Origin of the sequence: Maribacter sp. LLG6340-A2, assembly GCF_045057105.1 — a bacterium.
In the GTDB taxonomy this organism is placed as follows: Bacteria; Bacteroidota; Bacteroidia; order Flavobacteriales; family Flavobacteriaceae; genus Maribacter.
Window position 1 is genome coordinate 4103807 of record NZ_CP159332.1, and the last position, 25826, is coordinate 4129632.

General features: G+C 37.5%; 20 protein-coding genes. 11 read left to right on the plus strand and 9 right to left on the minus strand.

From position 1 onward, the window contains the following. Entirely contained in the window at positions 1-429 is a 429-nt protein-coding gene (locus ABVM52_RS17405; RefSeq protein WP_405382347.1) for a response regulator, read from the minus strand. Positions 430-509: 80 nt separating this feature from the next. After that, positions 510-1175 carry a uracil-DNA glycosylase gene (locus ABVM52_RS17410; RefSeq protein WP_405382348.1) on the minus strand — a complete coding sequence of 222 codons (666 nt, stop codon included), beginning with the start codon at positions 1173-1175 and terminating at the stop codon, positions 510-512. Positions 1176-1372: 197 nt separating this feature from the next. On the opposite strand from ABVM52_RS17410, the gene ABVM52_RS17415 reads away from it, so the two are divergent. Next, on the plus strand, positions 1373-3544 hold the full coding sequence (locus ABVM52_RS17415) for an endonuclease MutS2 (RefSeq protein WP_405382349.1): 2172 nt from the start codon (positions 1373-1375) through the stop codon (positions 3542-3544). Between the two features lie 312 nt (positions 3545-3856). On the opposite strand, the gene ABVM52_RS17420 is transcribed toward ABVM52_RS17415, so the two are convergent. After that, positions 3857-5416: a thiol-activated cytolysin family protein gene (locus tag ABVM52_RS17420; protein ID WP_405382350.1), complete on the minus strand. Its 1560-nt coding sequence runs from the start codon at positions 5414-5416 to the stop codon at positions 3857-3859. A 310-nt stretch (positions 5417-5726) separates the two neighbouring features. Between ABVM52_RS17420 and ABVM52_RS17425 the strand changes: the two genes are divergently transcribed. From ABVM52_RS17425 to ABVM52_RS17440, 4 genes are all read left to right on the plus strand, one after another. Beyond that, complete coding sequence (locus ABVM52_RS17425) at positions 5727-7607, plus strand: tetratricopeptide repeat protein (protein WP_405382351.1); 1881 nt, start codon at positions 5727-5729, stop codon at positions 7605-7607. A gap of 33 nt (positions 7608-7640) precedes the next feature. Further along, positions 7641-8045, plus strand: a complete 405-nt coding sequence (locus tag ABVM52_RS17430; protein WP_405382352.1) for a thiol-disulfide oxidoreductase DCC family protein — start codon at positions 7641-7643, stop codon at positions 8043-8045. A 130-nt stretch (positions 8046-8175) separates the two neighbouring features. Beyond that, complete coding sequence (locus ABVM52_RS17435; RefSeq protein ID WP_405382353.1) at positions 8176-9282, plus strand: DUF748 domain-containing protein; 1107 nt, start codon at positions 8176-8178, stop codon at positions 9280-9282. Positions 9283-9386: 104 nt separating this feature from the next. Next, positions 9387-10178 (plus strand): DUF1206 domain-containing protein, encoded by a 792-nt coding sequence (locus ABVM52_RS17440; protein ID WP_405382354.1) that lies wholly within the window; start codon positions 9387-9389, stop codon positions 10176-10178. Positions 10179-10218: 40 nt separating this feature from the next. On the opposite strand, the gene ABVM52_RS17445 is transcribed toward ABVM52_RS17440, so the two are convergent. Together ABVM52_RS17445 and aroC are read right to left on the minus strand one after the other, a co-directional pair. Next, the gene (locus ABVM52_RS17445) at positions 10219-11520 is read right to left on the minus strand and encodes a dicarboxylate/amino acid:cation symporter (protein WP_405382355.1); all 1302 of its coding nucleotides are present in this window, start codon (positions 11518-11520) and stop codon (positions 10219-10221) included. Between the two features lie 61 nt (positions 11521-11581). Next, positions 11582-12646 (minus strand): chorismate synthase, encoded by a 1065-nt coding sequence (gene aroC / locus ABVM52_RS17450; RefSeq protein ID WP_405382357.1) that lies wholly within the window; start codon positions 12644-12646, stop codon positions 11582-11584. A 228-nt stretch (positions 12647-12874) separates the two neighbouring features. Between aroC and ABVM52_RS17455 the strand changes: the two genes are divergently transcribed. After that, positions 12875-13720, plus strand: coding sequence for a UDP-2,3-diacylglucosamine diphosphatase (locus ABVM52_RS17455; RefSeq protein ID WP_405382358.1), 846 nt, complete (start codon positions 12875-12877; stop codon positions 13718-13720). Positions 13721-13726: 6 nt separating this feature from the next. Here the strand turns inward: ABVM52_RS17455 and ABVM52_RS17460 are convergent, their stop codons facing one another. Further along, positions 13727-16645, minus strand: coding sequence for an FAD-binding and (Fe-S)-binding domain-containing protein (locus ABVM52_RS17460; protein WP_405382359.1), 2919 nt, complete (start codon positions 16643-16645; stop codon positions 13727-13729). Between the two features lie 90 nt (positions 16646-16735). Between ABVM52_RS17460 and ABVM52_RS17465 the strand changes: the two genes are divergently transcribed. Together ABVM52_RS17465 and ABVM52_RS17470 are read left to right on the plus strand one after the other, a co-directional pair. Beyond that, positions 16736-17230: a hypothetical protein gene (locus tag ABVM52_RS17465; RefSeq protein ID WP_405382360.1), complete on the plus strand. Its 495-nt coding sequence runs from the start codon at positions 16736-16738 to the stop codon at positions 17228-17230. Between the two features lie 100 nt (positions 17231-17330). Continuing rightward, positions 17331-18449 (plus strand): redoxin domain-containing protein, encoded by a 1119-nt coding sequence (locus ABVM52_RS17470; protein ID WP_405382362.1) that lies wholly within the window; start codon positions 17331-17333, stop codon positions 18447-18449. Positions 18450-18529: 80 nt separating this feature from the next. On the opposite strand, the gene ABVM52_RS17475 is transcribed toward ABVM52_RS17470, so the two are convergent. Both ABVM52_RS17475 and ABVM52_RS17480 read right to left on the minus strand, forming a co-directional pair. Next, entirely contained in the window at positions 18530-20191 is a 1662-nt protein-coding gene (locus ABVM52_RS17475) for a hypothetical protein (protein ID WP_405382363.1), read from the minus strand. A 125-nt stretch (positions 20192-20316) separates the two neighbouring features. Continuing rightward, complete coding sequence (locus ABVM52_RS17480; protein WP_405382364.1) at positions 20317-20967, minus strand: rhomboid family intramembrane serine protease; 651 nt, start codon at positions 20965-20967, stop codon at positions 20317-20319. Positions 20968-21024: 57 nt separating this feature from the next. Between ABVM52_RS17480 and ABVM52_RS17485 the strand changes: the two genes are divergently transcribed. After that, positions 21025-21921, plus strand: coding sequence for a lysophospholipid acyltransferase family protein (locus tag ABVM52_RS17485; protein ID WP_405382365.1), 897 nt, complete (start codon positions 21025-21027; stop codon positions 21919-21921). Positions 21922-21982: 61 nt separating this feature from the next. On the opposite strand, the gene glmM is transcribed toward ABVM52_RS17485, so the two are convergent. Then, the gene (gene glmM / locus ABVM52_RS17490; protein WP_405382366.1) at positions 21983-23371 is read right to left on the minus strand and encodes a phosphoglucosamine mutase; all 1389 of its coding nucleotides are present in this window, start codon (positions 23369-23371) and stop codon (positions 21983-21985) included. Positions 23372-23465: 94 nt separating this feature from the next. Here glmM and ABVM52_RS17495 point away from each other — a divergent pair, with 94 nt between their 5' ends. Further along, positions 23466-24062, plus strand: a complete 597-nt coding sequence (locus ABVM52_RS17495) for an ACP phosphodiesterase (protein ID WP_405382367.1) — start codon at positions 23466-23468, stop codon at positions 24060-24062. Between the two features lie 56 nt (positions 24063-24118). Beyond that, complete coding sequence (gene ggt / locus ABVM52_RS17500; RefSeq protein WP_405382368.1) at positions 24119-25810, plus strand: gamma-glutamyltransferase; 1692 nt, start codon at positions 24119-24121, stop codon at positions 25808-25810. Positions 25811-25826 lie beyond the last annotated feature (16 nt).

The window sequence follows — 25826 nt, forward strand, 5'->3', positions numbered from 1 at the left end:
TTAAATTGACGCTAAGCTAAAATGTTTTTGTATAAGCTGTTTAAACGTATCATCAGACAATGGTTTCTGTGAGAAGTCCGCAATATAAGGATTGGTTATAGCACGGTCCTTATCCTCTTGATTATCACTGATGGTAACCAATACAATAGTAATTTGTTCCTTTAATTTTTTAGGGACCATTTCTTCATATGCTTCCATAAATTGCCAGCCGTCCATGATAGGCATTCTAAGATCCAGCATGACCATACAGGGCAATTCCAATTCTTCCTGACCTTTACCTAAAATAAAATCCAGTGCCTCTTGGCCATTTAATGCTGAGTTTAGATTTACATCCAAATCAAGCTTATTGATGAATATGGAATGAAGAAAGTTACTTGCCTCATCATCATCTACCAATAAAATACTGTTTAATCTGTCTAAATTTTTCATAGCGAGTTAATGTTAGTTAATGTTTATCCTGTTGAACAGGTTGGTATTCTTAAAGTTAACAAAATTTTTTATTAAATAACTTACCAAATAATAGATTTATTGCCTAAAGCGGTCAAAATTTTATTACAATGCGAAAAATGCTGGTTTCCAAACCAATACCCCCTGTTAGCACTCAATGGGGAAGGATGTCCTGAAGTTAGAATATGATGAACATGTTTATCAATTAATTTGATTTTTTTCTTGGCAAATCCGCCCCAAAGCATAAAAACGACATCTTTTTTTTGACTTGACAATTTTTTTATGACCGCATCGGTAAATTTTTCCCAGCCTTTTTTCTGATGACTGCCCGGCTCATGCTCCCTGACCGTTAATGTTGCATTTAACAATAGTACACCTTGCGCTGCCCATCTTTCCAAATTTCCGCTTATAGGATATGGTGCACCGGTATCGGTTTCCACTTTCTTAAAAATGTTTATTAAGGAAGGTGGATGTTTTACTCCATCATTTACTGAAAAACAAAATCCGTTTGCTTGATTGGGGCCATGATATGGGTCTTGCCCAATTATGACCACCTTTACGTCAGTAAAACTACTTTTTTCAAAAGCGGCAAAAATAGTATCATAAGCCGGATAACAGATATGTTCACGATATTCTTGCTCTACAAAGGAAGTTAGTTGACTAAAATATTCTTTATCAAACTCCTCTTTCAATAGTTGTGACCAACTGGGATGCATGTTTTCAACCATATTTGCTTGGCATAGATTTAATTTTACAAATTTACCTAAATGTTAAGCATTTAAAGAAAGTTTCCTAAGTACTTGCGGATATTATTCCAGCTAAATAGTTAGACGGTCTAACACTTATTACAAAACTCACATCCGCTTTCGCCTTAATTTCAGATATCGCCACCAATGCGTACCTTTGCCTCTTATTATCATATCTCGTGGCCAATATACATTCCAAAACATTACAAGATCTAGAATTTCCATCCATCTTAACGCAAATTGCAGCACGTTGCCATACTGAATTGGGTAAGGAAGCAGCGTTAAAAATCGCTCCTTTTTTAACGGAAGAGGTCATTAGGATAGAACTTGGAAAAACGGCAGAATACCTCTCCTCCATGGTAAGTGAAAACCGTATACCAAATCATGGGTTTGACAGTATCAACGCAGATCTTAAATTGCTGCACATAGAAAACACCATTTTGGAACTTCAGGGGTTTAAGCGCATTTCAAGTATTTGTACCACGGTAGGCCAACATCAGAAATTTTTTAAGAAGTTTAAGGAATATTATCCTTTGTTCCATGATTTCACATTAAGGCTTGAGCCCAATACGGAAATACCGATCTTGATCAATAATGTCATAGACCGTTTTGGCGAGGTAAAGGACAATGCATCGGACAATTTGCAAATCATTAGAAGGCAAATTAACCAAGTAAGGGGCAAGATCAGCCAAAGTTTTGGTGCGGCATTGTCAACGTATCAATCTTCCGATTACTTAGACGAGATAAAAGAAAGTGTGGTGGAGAACCGTAGAGTTCTTGCCGTAAAGGCCATGTACCGTAAAAAAATAAAGGGTGCGGTTATGGGCACCTCCAAGACCGGAAGTATTGTCTATATTGAACCTGAGACCGTTTTAAAATATAGTAGGGAACTCAATAATTTGGAATACGAGGAAAAAGAAGAGGTACAACGTATTTTAAAAGAGTTAACGAATCAAATTAGGCCATTTAGAGCACTGTTGAGCGATTATCAAGATTTTCTGACCCAAGTAGACGTCATAGCCGCAAAAGCAAAGCACGCAGAGGATATCAATGCTATAATGCCTATAATCAACAACAATGATAGATTGTTTTTAAGGGATGCCTATCACCCTCTCCTATATTTAAGCAATAAACGTAAAGGGGAAAAAACTTTTCCACAGACCATAGAACTCCATCAAGAAAATAGAATCATTGTTATTTCGGGTCCTAACGCGGGGGGTAAAAGTATTACGTTAAAAACCATAGGATTACTGCAGGTCATGCTCCAAAGCGGAATGCTGATTCCTGTACACGAGCGTAGCGAAGTATGCTTTTTCAAAAAAATACTGACCGATATTGGTGACAACCAAAGTATTGAAAATCATTTAAGTACATACAGTTACCGGTTGAAGAACATGAACCAATTCTTAAAACGTTGTGATGATAACACCTTGTTTTTGATAGATGAGTTTGGTACGGGGAGCGACCCAGAATTGGGAGGTGCATTGGCCGAAGCATTTTTAGAGGTTTTTTACGAGCGAGGCTCATATGGCGTAATAACCACCCATTATGCCAATTTAAAGGCTTTAGCCAATGAGCTACCACATGTAACCAATGCCAATATGCTTTTTGATGGACGAACCCTTGAACCCACCTTTCAACTTATCCTAGGGCAAGCAGGTAGTTCATTTACTTTTGAGGTGGCCCAAAAGAACGGGATTCCCTATTCCTTGATCAACAAGGCCAAAAAGAAGATAGAGCGTGGTAAAGTTAGGTTTGATGCCACTATTGCCAAACTACAAAAAGAGCGGAATAAAATGGCCCAAACGGGCTCTAGGCTCAAAGAAGAGGAAATTAAGGCACGTGAAGAAAATGAACGCTTGGAAAAGCTGAATGCCAAAATCAAAAGCAAATTAGAAAACTATCAAGAACTGTATGACCATGATCAACGCATGATACAGTTGGGCAATAAGGTGAATATTGCTGCGGATAAATACTTTGTGGACAATAAAAAGCGACAGTTGGTATCTGAGCTATTGCGCATTGTAGAAACCGAAAATAGCAAGCGTAAGAAAAAAACGGCAAACGAAGCGAAAGCTGCCCGTGCCAAGAAAGCAAAAGTAGCCCAGGAAGTACAAAAAGAGGTCAAGGTCATACGCGAAAAGAAAAAAGTAGCGAAGAAAAAGGCCATAGCAAAAGAAAAAAACAAACCGAAACCGGTTTTCAAAATTGGTGATCGTGTACGTATGTTAGATGGCAAGTCCGTAGGGTCAATTGATTCCCTGGAAAAAGGTAAAGCCATAGTCAACTATGGTATTTTTACGACCAATGTTAGTGTTGACCAATTGGAATTGGTAGAGCGAAAGAAATAACACCTTAATAATTTAATTATCAATTAGTTGTATTAAATCGTATACGATTTTAACTTTCCAATTATAGTTTACAAGAAGGCTCTATGATGTAATTTATTTTAAAATTAGTACCATAGCAATATAGATTTATTTACTTCCGCTTTAGATAGCTTTTATTAGGAGGTAAGATGAAGTAATTTGAAACTCATTTGCTATAAATAAACAGCTACCAACCTTCGTATGATTAAAAGAACCTTTCTAAAAAAAACAACCGGCATCAAGTTGTTGAACCTAACTTGAGCGGCCAGCTGCCATTCCAAACTAGAATATATTTTAATTACAAGACCTAGACCTTAGCCATATTCTAAATCCATCTAAAATTCCATCATTGGTAATTTCAAAGCACTTTTGCGAACTTATATACCCATAACTTTTGGTATCTCCGAATTTGGTCCACACAAAGGCATCTTGAAATTGAAACTCTACTTTAACATCGTGTGCTCCATTTGGCGGACTCTTAACCGACCTTTGCCCATTATTAACAGTATAATACCCTCCTATTTTTGTGTTGTTACCATCTTTCTCTTTGTAGATAAATCTAAATCTAACATCAAAAATGGAGTTGTTATCAACATCTAAGCTTTCATGGTCGTAACCGTATGTATTACAAGACTCAAGTCTATAATCTGTATTATACCCCATTTTTGCGATACTGTTATCCTTTAAATATTTAATAGTATATGCAATTGGCGCTCCTGGGTTTTCCCTGCTATACAAAGCACCTTCAGAAATTACATAGTTTAATCCGCCCGAGGATGCTACATCACTACCCGTAATTACTTTTGAAGCTATTTCTGCGTTACCACCTATGGTAACTACGTTTATGGTGGATTTTTCTAAAATTGACTTGTATTTAGCTTCTACCGAGGCATCAACATCTTTACCTATACTGGCATACTCTAATGCAGCATCTAGCTCTACACTGGTCTCCGTACTAGTGGTTTCCATACGTACCATAATTATTCTACCATATTGTACAGAACTTACATACGCTGGTGGCGTACTCGAGTTCATTTCAGATTGCACTTTTGCCAAATCTACTTGGGTACCAAATACAGAAGCTGGGGTTTCTGGTGTTTCCATAACAATTTCATAGAATACTTGTCTGTAAAGAATTGCTGCCACCCTTTTCTCTGTTGTAGTGTCGTAACTAAATTGAGATTCAAACGAAGAACCAGATGCCCATTCTACACCAACTCCCAGATCTAAACTCATTTGCTGGGAGGAATACGCTGTGGTAGATTCATAAAAGGCATTAGAGGCTATTTCGTAGCCTTGAGGGGCTATTTCTTGATTCCAATACTCTAAGCCTTCATCAATACCGGTCTGCACATTGGTAAATGTTGGGTTGTCCACTGTAATGGTCCCGTTCTCCCCTATTCCGGGAAGATCTAATCGTAGTTTCATTGGTGCTCTTTGAATTTGTAAAGGAAGCGGTGCACCATCTAACATTTCCGTGTTTCCTATCACCAACGCACCTGGATAAACCACACCAAGGGTGGGATCAAAAATAGCTACATCTTCAAAATTTGAACGAATACTGTAATCGCTAGTTCTGCACTCTTCTACCGTACCTTGGTTAGTTCTTTTAACAGGATTGCCCTCATTAACTGTTTTACCTACATTGGTCTGAACGTTTAAAAGGCTACTGGGATCATAAGATAGCTTTGTTAAGTAAGCATTAATACTGTCCGCTTTTGCACCTGAGACAGCCTCGTTCTTTAAAATAGGTTCTATATCGTCTTTCCCACAAGATGTAATTAGCAAACAGAAGAAGAATAGGCAGAGTTCATTGGTAACATTTAGTTTTCGGAAGATTGTTTTTGTTTTCATAATTTTTTCGGTTTTAGAGATTCAACAATCTAAAACTACTTGCTAATCAGTCATTTATATCATTTTGTCCATAGACAAAACATAGACAAGTTTGGTATTAGCCCTTAAAATTCAATATGGACAAGAGTAATTTTATATTTATAAATTTGATATTAAATATTTGATTATCAGTATTTTAAATTTAATTTTCTAATATTTCAATACTTGTACAGCATGGACAAAGTATGGACAAGCGCTTTTTTAGATTATAACAATCAATAATTGAACACATTTATAATTTATCTTAGTGGAAACCAAGCAATTCACCCTTATGAAAGTTTTATATTTCTTTCTTTCAACATTCATATGCTATATATTTCCGGTACTGGCCCAAGAACAGAAAAAAGTAGATAGTTTATTAAAGGAATACCATAATACTACGGCCATAGCAGATAAAGTTGATGTGCTAGATGATTTAATTGACATGTACGTCTATACACAACCTAATGAAGCTAAAAAGTATATTGATGAAATGCTTGCGATATCCGAAAAAGCACATTACAAACATGGTCTATTAAGGGTTGAGTTTTGCTTAGGTCATTATTACTCTACTTTAGGACAAATGAATCTTGGGGTAAAATATTACAGAAATGCTTTAAAACTCTCTTATGAACAAAATGATGATACATTCTTAGCAACACTTCTTAAAAATCTTGCGGTATATGAAGAACATCTCGGAAACCATGGAAAAGCCATTGCGCTTATGGACTCTTCTGCTACCTATCAATTGAGCTATGGCGATTATGTGCGCTATGGTTCCGCTATGAATCTTATCGGTTTTAATTATTATGAAATGGGCAACTTTCCCAAAGCCATGGATTATTATAACAAGGCCTTACGGACAATGGACACTATTGATATTAAAACCTATCATAAAGCAGATACGCATAGGAACGTTGGGTATTTACAAACAGTTCAAGAACGTTATGACGATGCTTTACATTCTTTTCAGTTAGCGATGGAGGTTTATGAAGCTACAGATGATCATTTATACCAAGCTACCACGCTGCTAGATATAGGAGATGTTTATGCCAGTAAAGAAGATAACCTAAAGGCAATAACGTTTTATAATAAAGGCCTGCATCTAGGACAAACCTATTCCTTCCCTACAGTAGAAGTCTACGCTTATAGCGGATTAGGTAATGCATATAAAAAATTAGGCGACTTAGGCAAGGCAATTCCCTATTTAAATAAATGTTTAACCACAGAATTGGCAGAAGTGTCTCAAATAAACCGCATTACCTATAACTATAACTTAGGTAATGCGTACACACTAAACAATGAATTAAACAAAGCATTAAAACACTTAAACAAGGCTGTTTATTTAAGTGACTCTCTTAATATTTCCAAAAAACTTAAAGAAGCACTTTTCTACAGGAGCAAACTCTATGAGAAAAAAGGCGAGTTGCGTAAAGCTTTAACAGACTTAAAGCGCTCAACGACTATAAATGATAGCATTTTTTCTTTAGAAAAAGCAAAGCAAGTAAACAAACTACAGACACTATATGAAACCGAGAAAAAAGAGGCTGAGATTGCGGTGCAGCAAGAGGAAATTAAAACATTACATGAAAAAGCAAAAGTATATAAGCTTACCAAAGGACTTTACGCAGGTGGTATGTTTACTTTTGTCGCCGTTTCTGGCCTTTTATATTTTGGATTTAAACAACGAATGAAAAAGAATAAAATAGCTAGGGAAAAACAAGAAGCCATTTACAAACAAGAGATTGAACATAAGAAGAAAGAACTGGCCAGCCAAACCCTGCATTTGGTACAAAAAAGTACTTTTTTACAGGAATTGAAGGTCAATTTAGAAAAGTTAAGGAATTCACCAGATAAATTTAAGGTTGAGTTTAGGCGGATTGTCATGCTCCTAAAAAAACAAAGTGCAGAAGACAAAGATTGGGAAGTGTTTAAAACCTACTTCTCCGAAGTGCACAATGATTTTGACCAAAAGCTAAAGACTATTTATCCAGATATTTCTGAAAAAGAAATTAGGTTGGCTGCGTTTTTACGAATGAACTTAACTACTAAAGAAATAGCTGCCACCCTTAATGTTCTTCCCGATAGCATTTTAAAATCTAAATATCGATTAAAGAAAAAACTAGCGTTAAAAAAACAAACAGATTTATCTTCCTTTTTAAGCTCCATATAGTTTAAATGTTTTCTTTGTGATTATCTTTGTGAAGTGAATTTGACTAAAAAAATAATCTTGTTTGATGGTGTTTGCAACCTATGCAATGGCACGGTACAATTTGTTATAAAACATGACCATGATGATGCTTTTAGATTTGCCGCATTACAAGACCCCGTTGGACAACAACTAGTACAAGAACGTAATATTGACACCGAATTAATAGATTCTATAATTCTTATAGACCCAGGTGTTGCTTTTTACACCAAATCTGACGCTGCGTTAGAGATTGGCAAGCATTTGAAAGGATATCGAACTATTTCAAAAATATTATTACTGATTCCCAGTACATTACGAAATATCGTATACGATTTTATAGCCCAAAATAGATATAAATGGTATGGTAAAAAGGACGAATGTATGATACCAACCAAGGAAACCAAGAAGAAATTCCTATAGTAAATTACCACATCATCAAATTGAAACAAAATTTTACTAACCCAAAGAACAATAGTTTTATCCCTATCCCCTTTACTTGAGGTGCAAACCACTGAAATGAATTATATTATCGCCATTATACATTCAAGTAATGAGCGAAATCAAAAGAAAACGATATAGAAAGAAAAGGTATCTCATACCCGTTACAATTATTGCAGTGTTGATACTTTTCCGTATTGCCCTACCCTATTTAGTAAAGGATTACGTAAACGGGGTACTTGCAGATATACCAGGCTATTATGGTCAGGTCCAAGATATAGACTTATCGTTAATTCGTGGGGCATATACTATAGATAGTATGTATCTAAACAAGGTAAATGCAAATTCCAATGTGCCGTTTCTTGATTTTAAAAAAACCGATATTTCCATTGAATGGAAATCTTTGATTCATGGAAAAATTGTAAGTGAAATCATTATGACCGAACCCACGGTTATCTATGTTTTTGAAGACCAGCAACAAGATACCACCCAGACCGATACCGAAGATTGGTCCAAGGCACTTACAGATTTAGTCCCTATAGATATTAATAAATTGACCGTTAAACAAGGTAAATTCGCTTTTTTGCAATTACAGGCAGACCCCAATATAGACCTTAACCTATCCAACGTAAATTTATCGGCCTCTAACCTCAGGAATGTTGTAGAAAAAACTAGGACATTACCATCTAATATTTATGCCACGGCAGTATCTATAGGCAATGGTAATGTAGTGCTTAAGGGCGATATGAACTTAGTCAAGGAGATTCCTGATATGGACATCACCTTTAGTCTAGAAAAAGCGAATGCAAAGGCTCTTAACGATTTTACAAACCACTACGCAGGTATCGATTTCGATGAAGGTTCTTTTGATTTATTTGGGGAAATAGCCATTGCCGATGGGTATTTAAAAGGGTCGTTTAAGCCTATTTTAAGAAATGCCAAATTGATTGGAAAAGATGACGGGTTCCTAAAAACGTTGTGGGAAGGCTTTGTTGGTTTTTTTAAATTTGTGCTCAAGAATCATAAGCAGGATACTTTGGCTACAAAAATACCTGTAGAAGGTGACCTTAACAAAGCCAAAACAAAACTGATCCCCACCATAACCGGTATTTTTAAAAATGCATGGATAAGAGCTTACAAGGGTGTTATAGATGATGATTTAAATTTTAAGGATGCCACTGAGGGTGCAGATGCCTTGGAAAGTCAGAAATCCAACTAGGACATCGTGATAAATTACTTAATAATAGAACATTTCAACATAGTACTAACCTAATTACTTGTTGCCTGTCAATATAACCAAAGTACGTTAACACATGTTTCTTCATGAACAATAAAATAAAGAAAATCGCCATAATTGGTCATATAGCAAAAGGTACTGTATATATGGTTACAGGCGTTTTGGCGCTCTTTTCCGCTTTTAATATGGGAGGACAAAAAGCGGGCAAAAGGCAAGTGATCGATTATCTAGAAAACCAGCCCTTTGGAACGGTAATCATATTGGTCTTAGGATTGGGATTACTATGTTTTGCTCTTTGGAGGTTTATTGAGAGTATTTATGACCCTAATCAAATTGGCACGGATAAAAAAGCTTTAGGGAAACGTTTTGGATTTTTATTAAGCGGAATACTTTATGCTTCCATAGGCATTTTTGCAATTTTAGACGCTTTTAACGTAACATCCATTGCCAATAATGGAAGTGGGAATACGAGTTTACAAAACGGTATGCTTAGTGCAATAATCTTTATTTGTATTGGAGTAGGATTAGCAATTAAGGGGATTTTTCAATTTATGAAAATAAAAAAAGGAGAGGTACTTAAAAAGTTTAATCTCAAAAGTATTACCACTACCTGTAAACGTAACATCGTAAAACGCATTGGTTATGCCGGACTCCTCTCTAGAGGTTTAGTGACCCTGATCATAGCCTATTTTTTTCTTGCTGCAGGCTTTAATCTAAATGGGAATAGCTCTAATACCGTTAAAGGAAGCGCACAAGCTTTTTCCTTTATCCAAGAGCAGGTTTACGGACACTGGTTGTTAGGCATCGTTGCCATAGGACTAATTTCCTATGGCATTTATATGTTTACCATGGCGGCATATCGTAAATTCAATACTTGATCAATAATCAAGATGAATAAGGTTGATTATATACCGATTGCTATTTTTTATAGTTGTCGTCCCAATTTTTCACTTTTGGTGTATTCAATTTATCAACGGATTTGGCTACCATCATGGATACTGTGGCATCTCCCGAAACATTTACTACGGTTCGGCACATATCCAATGGTCTGTCCACCGCAAAAATTAAGGCCAGACCAGCTTCTGGAATACCCGCCTGGGCCAAAACAATGACCAACATTACCATTCCCGCTCCCGGTACCGCCGCACTACCTATAGAGGCCAAGGTAGCGGTAACGATTATTCCTAATTGTGCGGTAAGGCTTAAATCCATTCCAAAGGCTTGGGCTATAAAAACCGCAGCAACCGCTTGATAAAGACTAGTACCATCCATATTGATCGTAGCACCTATAGGTAGAACAAAACTGGTAACTTCTTCATCTACCCCTAAATGCTCCTCTACCCGCTCCATCGTTACAGGAAGCGTGGCTGCGCTTGAACTAGTCGAGAACGCCAATAACTGGGCAGGAGACATCCCTTTCATAAAGGTATTTGGGGAGGTTTTGGTAAAGACCCATACCATAATCAAGTAAACGCCCAACATTAGTGCTAGCCCCAACACCACACATAAGGCATACCATGCTAAAGCTTTGAACAAGTCCAAACTTGGAGACTCCACTATTAATGCCGCTAACAATGCAAATACCCCAAAAGGTGCCGCAAGCATTATCAAGTCGATCAACTTTAGAATCACTTCATTGAATCCATCAAAAAATTTCTTAACAGGTGCGGCCTGTTCTTCAGGTATTAATATTAGACCTATACCAAAAAATATAGCGAAAAATATAACTTGAAGCATGTTTCCGTTATCGGATGCCGCTTTAAATATATTACTGGGCACCAAGTCTTCCAAGGCCTGTAACGGGCCAGCTTCTTTTTGCTTGTCTGCCTTAGTTTTAATGGCATCGGCATCGCCTTTATAATTTTCTACCAATTCTAAACGGGTTTCTTCACTGATGGAGGCTCCCGGTTTTATGATATTTACGACCCCTAAACCAATGGTAACGGCTATTACCGTAGTACATACATAAATGGCGATAGTTCTTCCGCCCATTTGCGAAAGTTTAGAAATATCCTTTAAATCAGATACACCTTTGATCAGTGATGCCAATATTAAAGGAACCGCAATAAGTTTTAAAGAATTAATAAAGATGTTTCCAAAAGGCTTAATCCAGTCCGATATGAATTTTGGACCCCAATCTAACTGTACCATGGCCAATGCAAACAATACCCCAGCCAACATTCCCAATAGAATTTGCCAATGCAACTCTAGCTTCCTCATATATAATTTAGTTTTGGGAAGTAAGATAGTATTTTGCTTGTAAAAGTACTAGAAAGCCTGCTTATAATTTAATGGCCCTATTGATCAACATATAATCTGCCAATACCAATGCGGTCATGGCCTCTACAATAGGTACGGCTCTTGGAACCACACATGGATCGTGCCTTCCCTTACCCTGGGTTTTTACTGTATTCCCTTCTTTATCAATAGTTTCATACCCCTGTATAACGGTAGCTACGGGTTTAAATGCAACATTGAAATAAATATCCATTCCGTTACTTATACCGCCTTGTATGCCCCCGCTATAATTAGTTTTGGTAGATCCATCATTATTAAACTGGTCGTTATGCTCGCTACCTTTCATCGTTACTCCGTGAAAACCGCTACCATACTCAAAACCTTTTACTGCATTTATGGAGAGCATTGCCTTACCCAATTCCGCATGTAATTTATCAAAAACAGGTTCGCCTAAACCAATTGGTACATTTTTAGCTACGCAGGTAATTACTCCGCCAATGGTATCTCCTTCTTTTTTAATCGCTTTAATATAATCTTCCATTTTTACGGCCATTTCCGGGTCTGGGCAACGTACTGGATTTGATTCTGTATATGATAAATCTAAATCTTGATAGTCCTTATCCAATTTCATATCACCAACTTGCGATACAAATGCTTGTATCTCCACCCCTTTTAAAAATTGCTTGGCAATTGCTCCGGCCACTACCCTACTTGCCGTTTCTCTGGCAGAGCTTCTTCCGCCACCTCGGTAATCCCTAAATCCATATTTTTGGTCATATACATAATCTGCATGTGAAGGCCTGTAAGAGTCCTTAATATGACCGTAATCCTTGGATTTTTGGTTGGTATTATGAATAGCAAAACCAATGGGTGTTCCCGTAGTCTTTCCTTCAAAGATTCCTGAGAAAAACTCAACTTCATCTGGCTCCTTACGTTGGGTTACAATGGCGGATTGACCAGGCTTACGCCTATCCAAATCTTTTTGAATGGCAGCAAGATCCAATGTGATACCAGACGGACAACCGTCTATTACACCACCAATGGCCTTACCATGTGATTCTCCAAACGTACTTACTTTAAATAGGTTGCCAAAGCTGTTACCGGCCATGATGTATAAAATCTAAAATTAATGGATCAACATTGATTAGACTATCAAAGTCCAAGCTAACAAAGGTAAATGTTAAATGTTTGAAACAAAAATAATACAAATGCATATTAACAAACTTTCTCATTCTTTTCCGTAATAATAACTTAACCTTAGCATCATGTAAATATGATGCTTCTAACAACTGAAAACCATACCATTAGGTTTAATTTTGTACCATAAATTACGCCTATGAAAAAGCGCCGTTTAGAAATTGCCGTACTTTCAGATATCCATTTGGGGTCATATGCTTGTCATGCAGAAGAACTACTTACCTATCTTTCTAGTATAGACCCAAAAATTTTAGTGTTGAACGGTGATATTCTAGATACCAAAAAAATGGAAAACAACTATTTTCCACCAGCACATTTAAAAGTCATTAAAAAAATATTTTCCCTTGCCGCTAAGGGTACCGAGGTACACTATATAACCGGCAATCATGATGAGCCTTTCAGGAAATTCGATGCCATACATATGGGAGCCATTAAAGTATCCAATAAGTTGATTTTAAAACTTAATGGCAAAAACACGCTTTTCTTTCATGGCGATATTTTTGATATCTCACTTACCTATTCCCATTGGTTACTTCATCTAGGAAGTATTGGCTTTACGGCCCTATTAAAATTTTCCAAGTTAAAATCCCGACTACTTGATAAATTGGGTAAAAAAAACAAACCTTTTAAGAGTACGGAAAATCAAAAAGGGCGCGACCCCAACCTAATTGCAAAGTTTGAATACAATGTGGCCAAATTAGCTATTGACCAACATTTTGACCATGTTATATGTGGACACAGCCATGCTCCAAGCAAACAAATAATAGAAACCAAAAAAGGAAGTTGTCTCTATCTAAATTCCGGTGATTGGGTTGCGCATAAAACCGCATTGGAATATTCCTTTAAACGTTGGAAACTGTATCAATATGACAATGATAAACTTGCCTCTTTTTACATGGACGAAGAATTAAAATCTATGAATATCAACGAATTGATAGCCAAAATAACCAAGAAGGCCAACAAAAAAAGACAGCAGAGGCAATAATTCACTTTATGATACCAATGCATCTTTCAAAATACTGACCGGATGCCTAGCTATTCTTTTGGTCCCATCAAAAATTTGATGCCTACAACTAGTTCCGTTTGCCGCAATTATTGTTTCCGGTGATGATTTGGTAACAGCTGGGAATAATTTTAGACTACCAATTTTCATACTGGTCTCATAATGCTCTTTTTCATATCCAAATGAACCGGCCATACCACAACATCCAGATGGTATTATACTCACTTTATAATTAACCGGTAGGTTGAGAATGTCAAACGTTACTTTTTGATTGCTCAATGCTTTTTGGTGACAGTGATTATGAATTTTTACATCTTTAGCTTCCGTCGTAAAAGCTGTGGCGCTCAAATTTTCATTGGCAATTTCACTGGCCAGAAATTCTTCGATTAAAAAAGAATGGTCGGCAATTTTTTGGGCTGTGACTCGATCGGTGGTCAAGCGTTTATATTCATCCCTGAAAGAAAGTATTGCAGACGGCTCAAGACCTAAAATTGGGATGGAATCGTCAGCAAACCTTTTCAGCTCTTGCATGTTTTTAAGAGCAAGTTTTTTCGCTTGTTTTAAGAATCCTTTTGATAAAAAGGTACGACCACTTTCCCCATAGAACAGTTCCACATCATAACCTAATTGCACCAATAGTTCTATGGCATCTTTACCTACTTCAATATCTAGATACCTTGTAAACTCATCAATAAATAAAACAACCTTAGTTTTACCTTTAGTAGTTTGATTGTTAATATTTTGAAGATGTTTATCAAAATTAAAGCTGTAAACTTTTGGCAGGCTTCTTTCTGGTGAAACACCACTCGTTTTTTTAATTAAACCACCCAGTAATTTAGAGTCGAATATTGCATTCGTCAGTCCGGAAACCTTACTTCCCATACCATTAAATTTGGTATTATACGCAAACAGTTTTCCTCGTAGCGGGTAACCGTTGGCTTCTTGATATTGGTATAGAAACTCTGCCTTAAGTGTAGCAACATCCACATTACTGGGACACTCACTGGCACAAGCTTTACAACTTAAACACAAGTCAAAAGCATCTTTGATTTCTTGGCTATCAAAGTTATTTTGCGCCGTACTTTTAGGATTGGTCAAAAACTCCCTTAACGTATTGGCCCTACCCCTTGTTGTATCTTTTTCATTTTTTGTGGCATGGTAACTAGGACACATACCACCGTTCATGTGGTGCGTTTTTCTACAATCCCCACTACCGTTACACTTTTCAGCCGCTTTAAGAATACCCTCGCTATCGGAAAAATCCATAAGGGTCTCTATCTGGGGCTCCACGCGATCAACTTCATAACGAAATGATTGGTCCATAGGGTAAGCATCTACAATTTTACCCGGATTAAAAATTCCCTTGGGATCAAAATAAGACTTTATTCTTCGTAGCAGTTCATAGTTAGCATCACCGATCATTAAGGGAATAAATTCTGCCCTTACAATACCATCACCATGTTCCCCGCTAAACGATCCTCTGTATTTTTTGGTAAGCTTGGCCACATCTGTAGTAATGTTCCTGAACAAATCTACATCAGTGGATTTTTTAAGGTTAAGTATAGGACGTAAATGAAGTTCTCCGGCACCGGCATGAGCATAATAGACCGCATTCTGTTTGTATCCCTTCATAATTACGGAAAACTCCGCAATAAAGTCCTTTAGGTCTGGTAATGCAACTGCAGTATCCTCAATACAGGCCACCGCTTTCATATCCCCTACTATATTGCCCAAAAGTCCTAGTCCGGCTTTACGAAGCTCTATCGCCTTACTTATTTGACTCCCTACAAGAACCGGATTGGCATAGCTAAGTCCGGATTTTTCAATGGTCGTGATCAAAGCGTCTATTGCTTGGTTCAGTTCCTGTTCAGAATGTGCAGAGACTTGTAGCATTAACAAGGCTTCCGGGTCACCTTCTACAAAAAATCGGTTGGCCAATTGCGCTCGGTTATTCTTGGTACAATCCAAAATAACCTTATCCATCATTTCACATAATTGCAAGGGATGTTCCATTACAGGAACTACATCCATTAAACAATCTTCCAATGATGTATAGTGGGTCACCACCATAGCTGACATTGCGGGTGGCAAATCATCTAATTGAACAGTAATTTCCGTCGTGAATGCCAAGGTACCTTCACTGCCACAAAGCAATTCTGCCATATTAAAATAATCCTGTGGACCGCCGAACACATTGGACTTTAAAAGCTCGTCTACCGCATAACCCGTATTTCTTCTATGAATTTCCGGTTTAGGAAATTCTGAAATTATTTCATTAGCTACTTCCTTATCTATTAACTCATTGAATATCTTTTTATAAAGTGATTCTTCAAATGTATCACCCTCCATTTTTTTCTGAAATTCAGCAGAAGAAACCCTTCCAAATTCTGCTTCGCTGCCATCTGCTAAAATGGTTTTTAAAGAAATAACCTTATCTCTTGTAACCCCATATTGGATTGAGGTTGTTCCGGATGAATTATTACCTACCATGCCCCCGATCATGCACCTATTAGAGGTTGATGTATTGGGCCCAAAAAATAAACCGTATGGTTTTAAGTACAAGTTTAGTTCATCCCGTATTACTCCGGGCTGTAAGGTTACCTGTTTTTTGGCCTTGTCTACCTTTATGATATTGGTGAAGTATTTAGAGACATCCACTACCAAACCATCTCCCACACACTGACCGGCCAATGAAGTACCCGCTGTCCTAGGAATTAGCCCAATGTTCTCCTCATTGGCAAATTGAACAATACGCTTAATGTCTTCTACGGATTTGGGAAAAGCTGCCCCTAGCGGTATTTTTCTATATACCGAAGCATCCGTGGCATATAAACTTTTTGTTAGGTCATCATATAAAACCTCTCCTTCTAAATCTTGTTGTAGCTTTGACAGGGAATTATTTTTCAAGGTAGCACAATTTTGATTGCTAAATTAAGTTTTATTGTGTGAGCCACATTATAAAAAAGCTCATTTTTCATCACAAAAAACATGAACTATATGAAGATTTTAAAAGCAATTACCGTACTTATTTTTATGGCATCCTTTTCATTCGTAGCTGCACAGGACATAGCTAATCATGCATTAGGACTGCGTTTAGGTGACAGTGACGGATTTGGCGCCGAAATTAGTTACCAAAAATCATTAAGCAGATATAATAGATTGGAAGTTGACCTTGGGTGGCGAGACAGTAGAAATTTCAATGCCTTTAAATTAGCAGGCCTTTACCAATGGGTAAGAACCATTGAGGGCGATTTTAATTGGTATTATGGCGTTGGTGGCGGATTAGGAAGTGTTGACTTCCCCGGACTGCCCAATGAAGATTATGGCGGGTTGTTCGTTTTTGCAGCAGGAGACATTGGTATTGAGTACAATTTTGACATTCCACTAATCCTATCCTTGGACTTTAGGCCAGAACTAGGTGTTTCTGGTTACAACGGATTTTCAGATAATTTTGACTTTGATATAGGGCTTGGTATACGTTATCAGTTCTAAGACAATATTGATATTAAAAAAGACCTTTGGCACGACTGTCAAAGGTCTTTTTTTATATCCTTTATATAAGTACATTTGTAACTTAACCTAAGTATATTATATGAAAAATAGTATTGTTATTTTACTGACCATTTGTTTAATGTTCAGCTGCAAATCTAACCCAGACGGTTTTACGTTAAACGGTAATTTACGGGGAGAATTAAAAGATGGCACCAACGTATTCCTTAAAAAGATTGGTGATAACAACCAACCTATTGAAGTTGATACGGTAACTACCACAAATGGCGAATTTACATTTACCGGTGTGGCCAACACCCCGGAACTACATTATATTTTTGTTGAACAAGTACCTGGTTATACTGCAGTTATCCTTGAAAACGGAACAATTGAATTCAATGCCCAAAAAGATAGCATGGGTTTTGCAGAAGTAGAAGGTACTTTCCAAAATGACAGTTTTGCCGACTACATGGAACAGTCCAGAGCTATTTCTATGCAGGCAAGATCAATTCAAGAAGATATGAAATCCGCCACTGGCGAAGCAGCGTTGGCACTTCAGGATGAAATGACAGAATTACAGGAAGAGTACAAAAATTTTGAATTGAATTACGCAAAGGCCAATCCAAAAGCTTTGATTTCTGCACTTGTTTTGGACAGAGCCATTAGCACCAAAGCAGTTGAATTTCAGGAAGCGGAAACTATTTTCAATACGTTTACGGAAGAAATTAAAAGTTCTCAACCTGGTAAAAAAATTCAGGAAAACATTGAAAAACTTAAAAAATCTGCGGAAGCTAGTAAAAACACCAATATAGGCGCTAAGGCACCGGATTTTTCAGGCCCTAATCCAGATGGTGAGATCATTGGCTTAAAGGATGTAATGGGCAAGGTTACGTTAATCGATTTTTGGGCGGCATGGTGCAAGCCTTGCAGAAAAGAAAACCCGAATGTGGTAGCCGTGTATAACAAATACCATGATAAAGGACTTAATGTACTAGGCGTTTCATTGGATAGAACCGAAGAAGCATGGAAGAAGGCAATTGCCGAGGACGGTTTGGAATGGAACCATATATCTAATATTTCCTATTTTGATGACCAAATAGCAAAGTTATATAATGTAAATGCTATACCGGCCGCATTTCTTTTAGACGAAAACGGCGTTATTGTGGCAAAAAATTTAAGAGGTCCAGCTCTTGAACAAAAGGTAGCGGAGCTTTTAAATTAATACTATATTAATCCTTTACTAATAAAAAATCCCCAAGGTCAGCACCTTGGGGATTTTTTTGTTTCTTTATTTAATGAATATTAGAATTTACCGTAATAATCGTTGAAAGTACCGGTAATCGTTACATTTCCTCTTTTAACAACGCTACCTGACACAGCTGCAATTGAATCTTCTCCTAGAAATTCCACTGTTGCCCCATCTTCCAATATTAAATCTCCATAAATAACGACATTACCTTCTATACGAAGTGTAGCGCCTGAATTTACGACGATATCACGCGTTCTATAACGTCTTCCTATGGTTATAGCACCATTCATCTCAAACAGACCATTTTCATTTATGGTTATATCATTACTAACTGTCCACGTGCCACACAATAACAAAGATCCGCCTACAGTAATTCTATTGAATCTTTTAGAGCCTGAATACGCTTCTTCTTCACCTTCAGAAACCGTATAATTGGACGTACCATTATAGGACGGTAAATCTTCACATCTGGCAACTAAACTTTCACTAGGTCTATTCAGTTTTATAATTTGAAAACCAGACCTACCCGATGCGGCAAAAACATAATCACCTTTAGAGGCTACATAGTTAATAGACCCTGTCAATTCAATAACACCAACTCCCGTTGTATTATCGGCCTTTGTTTCCAAAAGACTTAATCCGCCGGCCCCGTTGGCCATTAAGAGTACATTTTCGTTGACCGCAACACCATTGGTTACAATATCACCTGGCTCAGCATTTTCCGGATTGGTCAGAATAGGCAAATGTTCCACAAAACTACCGTTGCTAGCGTTATACACTCCAGCTCCTTTATTTCCTTCTGAAACGATAATATTATCACCTGAAAAATCCAAAGTACGCTTTGCATCTATTCCAAAGTCAGAACTAATGGCTATTGTATTTTTTACCGTTAAGTTTTGATCTAATACACTAACTCCTTGAGCAGCATCAAGAACGGCTATATCCGTATTGTTTACCGCAATAGACCTTAAATCTGTAAATGCGGCTTCATTCAACGCAGTCATATCACTCTTATTATAGGCTACAACAAATCCTTCCTGACCACTGGTAACATAAACAATATTGTCTACAACCTGTACATCTGTAGCATTATCGCCTTCCTGAAATCCAAAAGTAATATCAGATGTATTTAATCTACCATTATTAACGGCAATCTTAGCTACCAAAGAATTTGAAGTAGCCGTTACGGATTGTTCAGCGTCTACCCCACCGGCAACGTAAACATAACCATTGTCATATGCAATGGAGTTTAAATCCGCATTGGTAAAATATACCCTTGAAGTTAAAGTTGGATCATAGGGATCACTTATATCTATTACATCTACGGTACCTACAAAATCTTCACCCACCGTATTATAGGAAACATAGCCATAGTCACCGTCTAACGCCACATGGGTAGCGGCCAAATTTTCGCCGTTCTCAAATGTTGGAGGCGTTATTTGTGCTATTAATGTTAATGGATAATCTCCTGCAGGTTCTGCCTTGCCGGTCATATTACCATATCTTTTTGCACTGGTGGCCGGGTCTTCATAAATATCAAGTACACCTGCACGGTCAAAATTTACACTGTTTTCCAGTTTTTGCTGATCGGTTTCTTTGATTAAATTATCTTCGGGGTTTTCAAAAATGGTAGTTTTATCACTACAACTCACAACCATGAACATTGCGGATACGGCCAAGAGCCATATTTTTCTGATAGATAAAATAGAATTCATTTCAAATTTGGGTTTTTGCAATAACGACAAACCTTGCTGATTGTTGTCGTTTAGTACACAAATCCGATGAAATGCACTTAATTTTAGCTAAATAGCTATTTTAATGGGTAAGATTGTTCTAGGGGCTATATTTTGCCCATTTTTTCCAAGGCAAACAATAGAAGAATTGGCAATGCCAATAACCCTACCATTAAAGTGTCTGTCTGTAAAAGACTTGGCATGAACAACAAGGTACAAGCGTAACCACCAATAGCGCCACCAAAATGTGCCGTATGCCCAATATTGCCCAATCTCTTTTTCATACCATAAATAGAATATAACAAATACCCAATTCCTACCACATAGGCAGGCACAGGTATAGGAATGAACATAATACCCAATTGCATGGAGGGCTGCAATAATATTGCCGCATATAAAATTCCTGTTACCGCACCACTGGCACCTACCGCTGAATAGTAAGGCTCATCCTTATGAAAATTCAAAGCTAGCAAGCTACCCGCCAAAAGGCTTACAGCATATACAATAAAGAATTTTACCGGTCCAAACCAATTAATGACCACACCGGCAAAAAAGTATAACGTAAGCATATTGAACAACAAATGGGAAATATCTACATGCAAAAAACCAGATGTAGCCATACGATCCTTTTGACCCGCCTTAATAGCCCCAATACTAAACTTGTAACGCTCAAAAAAACCGGTGTCTTTAAAACCTTTTAAGGATACCAATACGTTTGCTGCAATAATGGCTATAGTTGCCAAATGAAGGTTGTACATTATCTGCCGTTTATTTAGCCTCAAATATAGTTATATTTGCCCATAATTTTTTTGTGAATGCAACTATTGGCCTTTGTTCTGATCTATCCGCTTTTATGGCTTATTTCTATACTTCCACATCGTTTATTCTATGCTTTTTCTGATGTTGCCTTCTTTTTTGTCTATCATGTTTTTGGATATCGGCGAAAAGTAGTACAAGAAAATTTGAACTTGGTATTCCCTAATAAGGACCAAAAAGAAATTGCCCGTATAGAAAAAGAATTTTACCATCACTTGTGCGATACATTTTTAGAAATGATAAAAACCATGGGCCTTAGCAAGGATCAGGTTAAAAAAAAGTATCACATTGTAAACCCTAATGTTTTACGCGAAATTGAAAAAGAACGCAGCATAATTATTCTTTGTGCCCATTACGCCAATTGGGAATGGAATGTTAGTATTAATAATTATGTTGAATCCAAAGGTTATGCGGTATATCAAAAAATAAATAATAGCTACTTTGATGCCTTTATTAAAAAGGTTAGGGCAAGATGGAATACCACATTAATTACCCAAACACAAACGGCAAAAACGGTCATACAAAATTACAGGAACAATGTAAGGGCTACTTATGGTATGGTGAGCGACCAATCTCCACAAGCACACAGAGCCCAATATTGGACCAAATTCATGAACATTAAAGTACCCATTTTTAATGGTGGCGAAACGTTGGCACGAAAGACCGGATTAGCGGTCGTTTTCTTAAAGGTAAGTAAAGTAAAGCGTGGCCACTATAAGGCAGAATTCATTCCTATTGCACAAAATGGCAAAGAAACGGAAGAGCATGAAATCACCAATAAATTTCTACGTTTGACGGAGGCTCAAATACTAGAAAAACCAGAACACTATTTATGGACACATAAACGCTGGAAACACAGAAACAAAAAACCTGCCTCCTTTGCGGAGACAGGTTAGTACTATGTATTTACCCAAAACAACCGGTTTCTCCAATGAAAGCCGGTTTCCTAGTCTATAATTACAATCCTGCAATGTCCTTTATCTCTCCGATTATTTTATCGGCAAGTCCATCTGCTTCATCCTGACTTTTTGCTTCGGTATATATCCTAATAATTGGCTCTGTATTAGATTTACGTAGATGTACCCAATTTTCAGCGAAATCAATTTTAACCCCATCTATGGTTGATAATTCTTCATTCGCATATTTTTCTGCCATGGTTTTCAAAATACCATCCACGTCCAAACCTGGAGTAAGTTGTATCTTTTTCTTACTCATAAAATAACTAGGGTAACTTGCCCTAAGTTCCGCCACGGTACCTCCCCTTTCTGCCATTAGCATTAAAAACAAAGCAGTTCCTACCAAGGAGTCCCTACCATAATGACTTTCTGGATAAATGATTCCGCCATTGCCCTCTCCACCAATAATGGCGTTATTGGCCTTCATTTTGGTAACCACATTAACTTCACCTACCGCAGAAGCTTCATAAGTACCTCCATGTTTCTGGGTTATATCCCTTAACGCACGTGATGACGAAAGATTGGAAACGGTATTACCTTTGGTTTTACCAAGAACATAATCTGCACAGGCCACCAAGGTGTATTCCTCTCCGAACATTTCACCATCATTACTTATAAAAGCAAGTCTATCAACATCTGGATCCACTACAATACCAAAATCCGCCTTTTCTTTGACAACTAGGTCACAAATATCCGTAAGGTGTTCTTTTAACGGTTCTGGATTGTGCGGAAAATGTCCGGTTGGATCACAGTACAACTCAACAACCTCTACTCCAAACTCCTTAAGTAGTTTAGGAATGGCAATACCCCCGGTAGAGTTAACACCATCTACCACCACTTTAAACTTTTTCTTTTTTACCACATCGGCATCTACCAAAGAAAGGTTGAGCACTTCATCTATATGAATATCTATATAACTATCATTTTTGGTAACCTCTCCCAAATCATCAACATCCGAAAAGTTAAAATCCTCTTTTTCAGCAATAGCCAATATCTTTGCCCCTTGCTCCGCATTTAAAAACTCTCCTTTTTCATTTAATAACTTAAGAGCGTTCCATTGCTTTGGATTATGGCTTGCCGTTAATATAATTCCGCCATCGGCTTTTTCCAATGGTACCGCAATCTCAACCGTTGGAGTCGTAGATAGGTCCAAGTCAATGACATCTATACCTAATCCTACCAATGTAGAGACAACCAAATTCTGTATCATTTCCCCAGATAAACGGGCATCACGACCAATGACGACCCGTAGATCGTCCTTCTTTGAATATTCCTTTAACCAAATACCATAAGATGCCGCAAACTTTACCGCGTCTATAGGTGTTAAATTGTTTCCTGGTTCACCACCAATGGTTCCTCTAATTCCTGAAATGGATTTTATTAGTGTCATATGTTCTTAATAAGTTTTTGCAAATATAAACGGATCATTTGTACCGCTATTGTCCTTCTTTGTAAATTCGATTTATATTACATAAACTAGGTGAATGAACTTTTTAGCCCATATTTATCTGTCTTTTGACGATGATGAAATAACCTTAGGAAATTTTATTGCCGACAGTATACGTGGTAATAAGTACCAACACTTGCCCAACAGAATCCAAAAAGGAATTACATTACATAGACATATAGATACATTCACAGACACTCACCCTATTCCTAAAATAAGCAGTAAACGCCTTCATGAAAATTACGGTCATTATAGCCGGGTGATCGTAGATATATTTTATGACCATTTTTTAGCTAAAAACTGGAACATTTATTCCGATGTCCCCTTAGCCATTTACGTTGATCGGTTTTATGATCTTCTAGAAGATAATTTTGATTTATTACCGGATGGCGTAAAACATATGATGCCCTATATGATTGCTGAAAACTGGATTTACAATTATAGCAATATGGAAGGGATTGCCAAAGTCCTGAACGGGATGAACCGAAGAACGAAGAATAGATCAAAAATGAATTTTGCCATTACCGATCTAGAGGAACATTACCCATTTTTTGAACAAGAGTTTACGGATTTTTTCTCTGAACTAATTCAGTTTTCAAAATTAAAATACAACTCCATAACCAACCAACCATAACTTATTATCTTTTAACCTGTAAAACCGAACTATTTAAACCATTAATTTAATTACATATGAAACCATTAAAGTATGTATTGGCGTTGTTTACGCTAATTATATGTTTGCATTGCAAACAGAATCCAGCGACTCCTACAGGAACAGTAACCGAGAACGCCATGGTAGTCTCGGCAAGACAAGAAGCATCTGAAATTGGCAGCAAAATTATGAAAGAGGGCGGTAACGCTTTTGACGCTATGATCGGTACCCAGTTAGCACTTGCCGTAGCATACCCAAGGGCCGGGAACATTAGCGGCGGAGGTTTCATGGTTTATAGACAGGCAGATGGCACTATAGGCTCATTGGACTTTAGGGAAAAAGCTCCAAAATCTGCCCAGAAGGACATGTATCTAGATTCTCTGGATAACGTAATACCCAACATGAGCACCTTAGGTGCGGCTTCTATTGGAGTTCCAGGCTCGGTTGCCGGAATTATTGAAGTTCATAAAAAGTTTGGCAAATTGCCCCTTAAACAAATATTTGAACTTGTAATTGCTTTGGCAGAAAATGGTGTGGAAGTTACGGCCAAGCAAGCGGAAATCCTTAAAAACTACCGAGAAGTATTTATAAAAGTTAATAGTGATAGCACAAAATTTGCGCAAGTATACAAAGAGGGCGATAAGATTACCTATCCCAATCTAGCAAAGACCTTACGTGCCATTGCAGAACATGGTAGAGATGGGTTTTACAAAGGGGAGGTCGCAAAGAAATTAGCCAACTTTATACAGGCAAATGGCGGTTTCATTACTGAAGACGACCTTGCCAGTTATGAAGCCATATGGAGGACCCCTGTCGTTTTTCAATATAAGGACCTAAACATTATCTCCATGGGGCCACCAAGTAGCGGCGGAGTAACCATGAACCAAATATTTGAAATGATAGAACCTTATAACATTGCTTCCTTTGGTCATAATAGCGACAAGGCGATACAATTGTTTACCGAAGCGTCAAGGCGTGCGTATGCGGATAGGAATTATTTTTTGGGCGACCCGGATTTTGTGGACATCCCCACTTCGTTTCTTCTTAACAATAATTATTTGGCAAACCGCATGGCAGATTTTTCTTGGAAAAAAGCTACAAAATCCGAAGCAATAGCACATGGCAAGCTGGAAATCATTGAAAGTATGGAAACTACCCATTATTCCATTGTGGATCAAGAAGGCAATGCCGTTTCTGTTACCACTACTTTAAATGGCAATTTTGGCTCCAAACTTTATTGTGATGAACTCGGGTTTTTTCTTAATAATGAAATGGATGATTTTAGTGCCAAAGCAGGCGTTCCCAATATGTTTGGACTTGTAGGCGCCGAAGCAAACAGTATTGAACCGGAAAAAAGAATGTTGAGCAGTATGACACCTACCATAGTTGAAAAAGATGGACAATTATGGATGGTCGTTGGTACACCTGGCGGATCTACAATAATTACCGCAGTGGCACAGACTATTTTAAATGGTTATGAATTTAATATGAGTATGCAAGACGCCGTAAATGCACCTCGCTTTCATCATCAATGGTTACCAGATGTTGTTATTTTTGAACCTAATGGTTTCTCGTCCTCATTGAAAGAAAAATTAAAATCAAAAGGTTATATTATAAACGAGGAACGCACACCTATAATTGGCAAAGTGGATGCCATACGTGTTTTATCCGATGGGAGATTGGAAGGCGGAGCTGATCCACGTGGTGATGATAGCGCTATTGGGTTTTAGACACGTCTAAAACACT

Excerpts from the sequence above, each read along its gene's own strand:
- ABVM52_RS17405 (WP_405382347.1), bottom strand. The coding sequence starts at position 429 with ATGAAAAATTTAGACAGATTAAACAGTATTTTATTGGTAGATGATGAT.
- ABVM52_RS17410 (WP_405382348.1), bottom strand. The coding sequence starts at position 1,175 with ATGGTTGAAAACATGCATCCCAGTTGGTCACAACTATTGAAAGAGGAG.
- ABVM52_RS17420 (WP_405382350.1), bottom strand. The coding sequence starts at position 5,416 with ATGAAAACAAAAACAATCTTCCGAAAACTAAATGTTACCAATGAACTC.
- ABVM52_RS17425 (WP_405382351.1), top strand. The coding sequence starts at position 5,727 with ATGAAAGTTTTATATTTCTTTCTTTCAACATTCATATGCTATATATTT.
- ABVM52_RS17435 (WP_405382353.1), top strand. The coding sequence starts at position 8,176 with ATGAGCGAAATCAAAAGAAAACGATATAGAAAGAAAAGGTATCTCATA.
- ABVM52_RS17440 (WP_405382354.1), top strand. The coding sequence starts at position 9,387 with ATGAACAATAAAATAAAGAAAATCGCCATAATTGGTCATATAGCAAAA.
- ABVM52_RS17445 (WP_405382355.1), bottom strand. The coding sequence starts at position 11,520 with ATGAGGAAGCTAGAGTTGCATTGGCAAATTCTATTGGGAATGTTGGCT.
- aroC (WP_405382357.1), bottom strand. The coding sequence starts at position 12,646 with ATGGCCGGTAACAGCTTTGGCAACCTATTTAAAGTAAGTACGTTTGGA.
- ABVM52_RS17455 (WP_405382358.1), top strand. The coding sequence starts at position 12,875 with ATGAAAAAGCGCCGTTTAGAAATTGCCGTACTTTCAGATATCCATTTG.
- ABVM52_RS17465 (WP_405382360.1), top strand. The coding sequence starts at position 16,736 with ATGAAGATTTTAAAAGCAATTACCGTACTTATTTTTATGGCATCCTTT.
- ABVM52_RS17470 (WP_405382362.1), top strand. The coding sequence starts at position 17,331 with ATGAAAAATAGTATTGTTATTTTACTGACCATTTGTTTAATGTTCAGC.
- ABVM52_RS17475 (WP_405382363.1), bottom strand. The coding sequence starts at position 20,191 with ATGAATTCTATTTTATCTATCAGAAAAATATGGCTCTTGGCCGTATCC.
- ABVM52_RS17480 (WP_405382364.1), bottom strand. The coding sequence starts at position 20,967 with ATGTACAACCTTCATTTGGCAACTATAGCCATTATTGCAGCAAACGTA.
- ABVM52_RS17485 (WP_405382365.1), top strand. The coding sequence starts at position 21,025 with ATGCAACTATTGGCCTTTGTTCTGATCTATCCGCTTTTATGGCTTATT.
- glmM (WP_405382366.1), bottom strand. The coding sequence starts at position 23,371 with ATGACACTAATAAAATCCATTTCAGGAATTAGAGGAACCATTGGTGGT.
- ABVM52_RS17495 (WP_405382367.1), top strand. The coding sequence starts at position 23,466 with ATGAACTTTTTAGCCCATATTTATCTGTCTTTTGACGATGATGAAATA.
- ggt (WP_405382368.1), top strand. The coding sequence starts at position 24,119 with ATGAAACCATTAAAGTATGTATTGGCGTTGTTTACGCTAATTATATGT.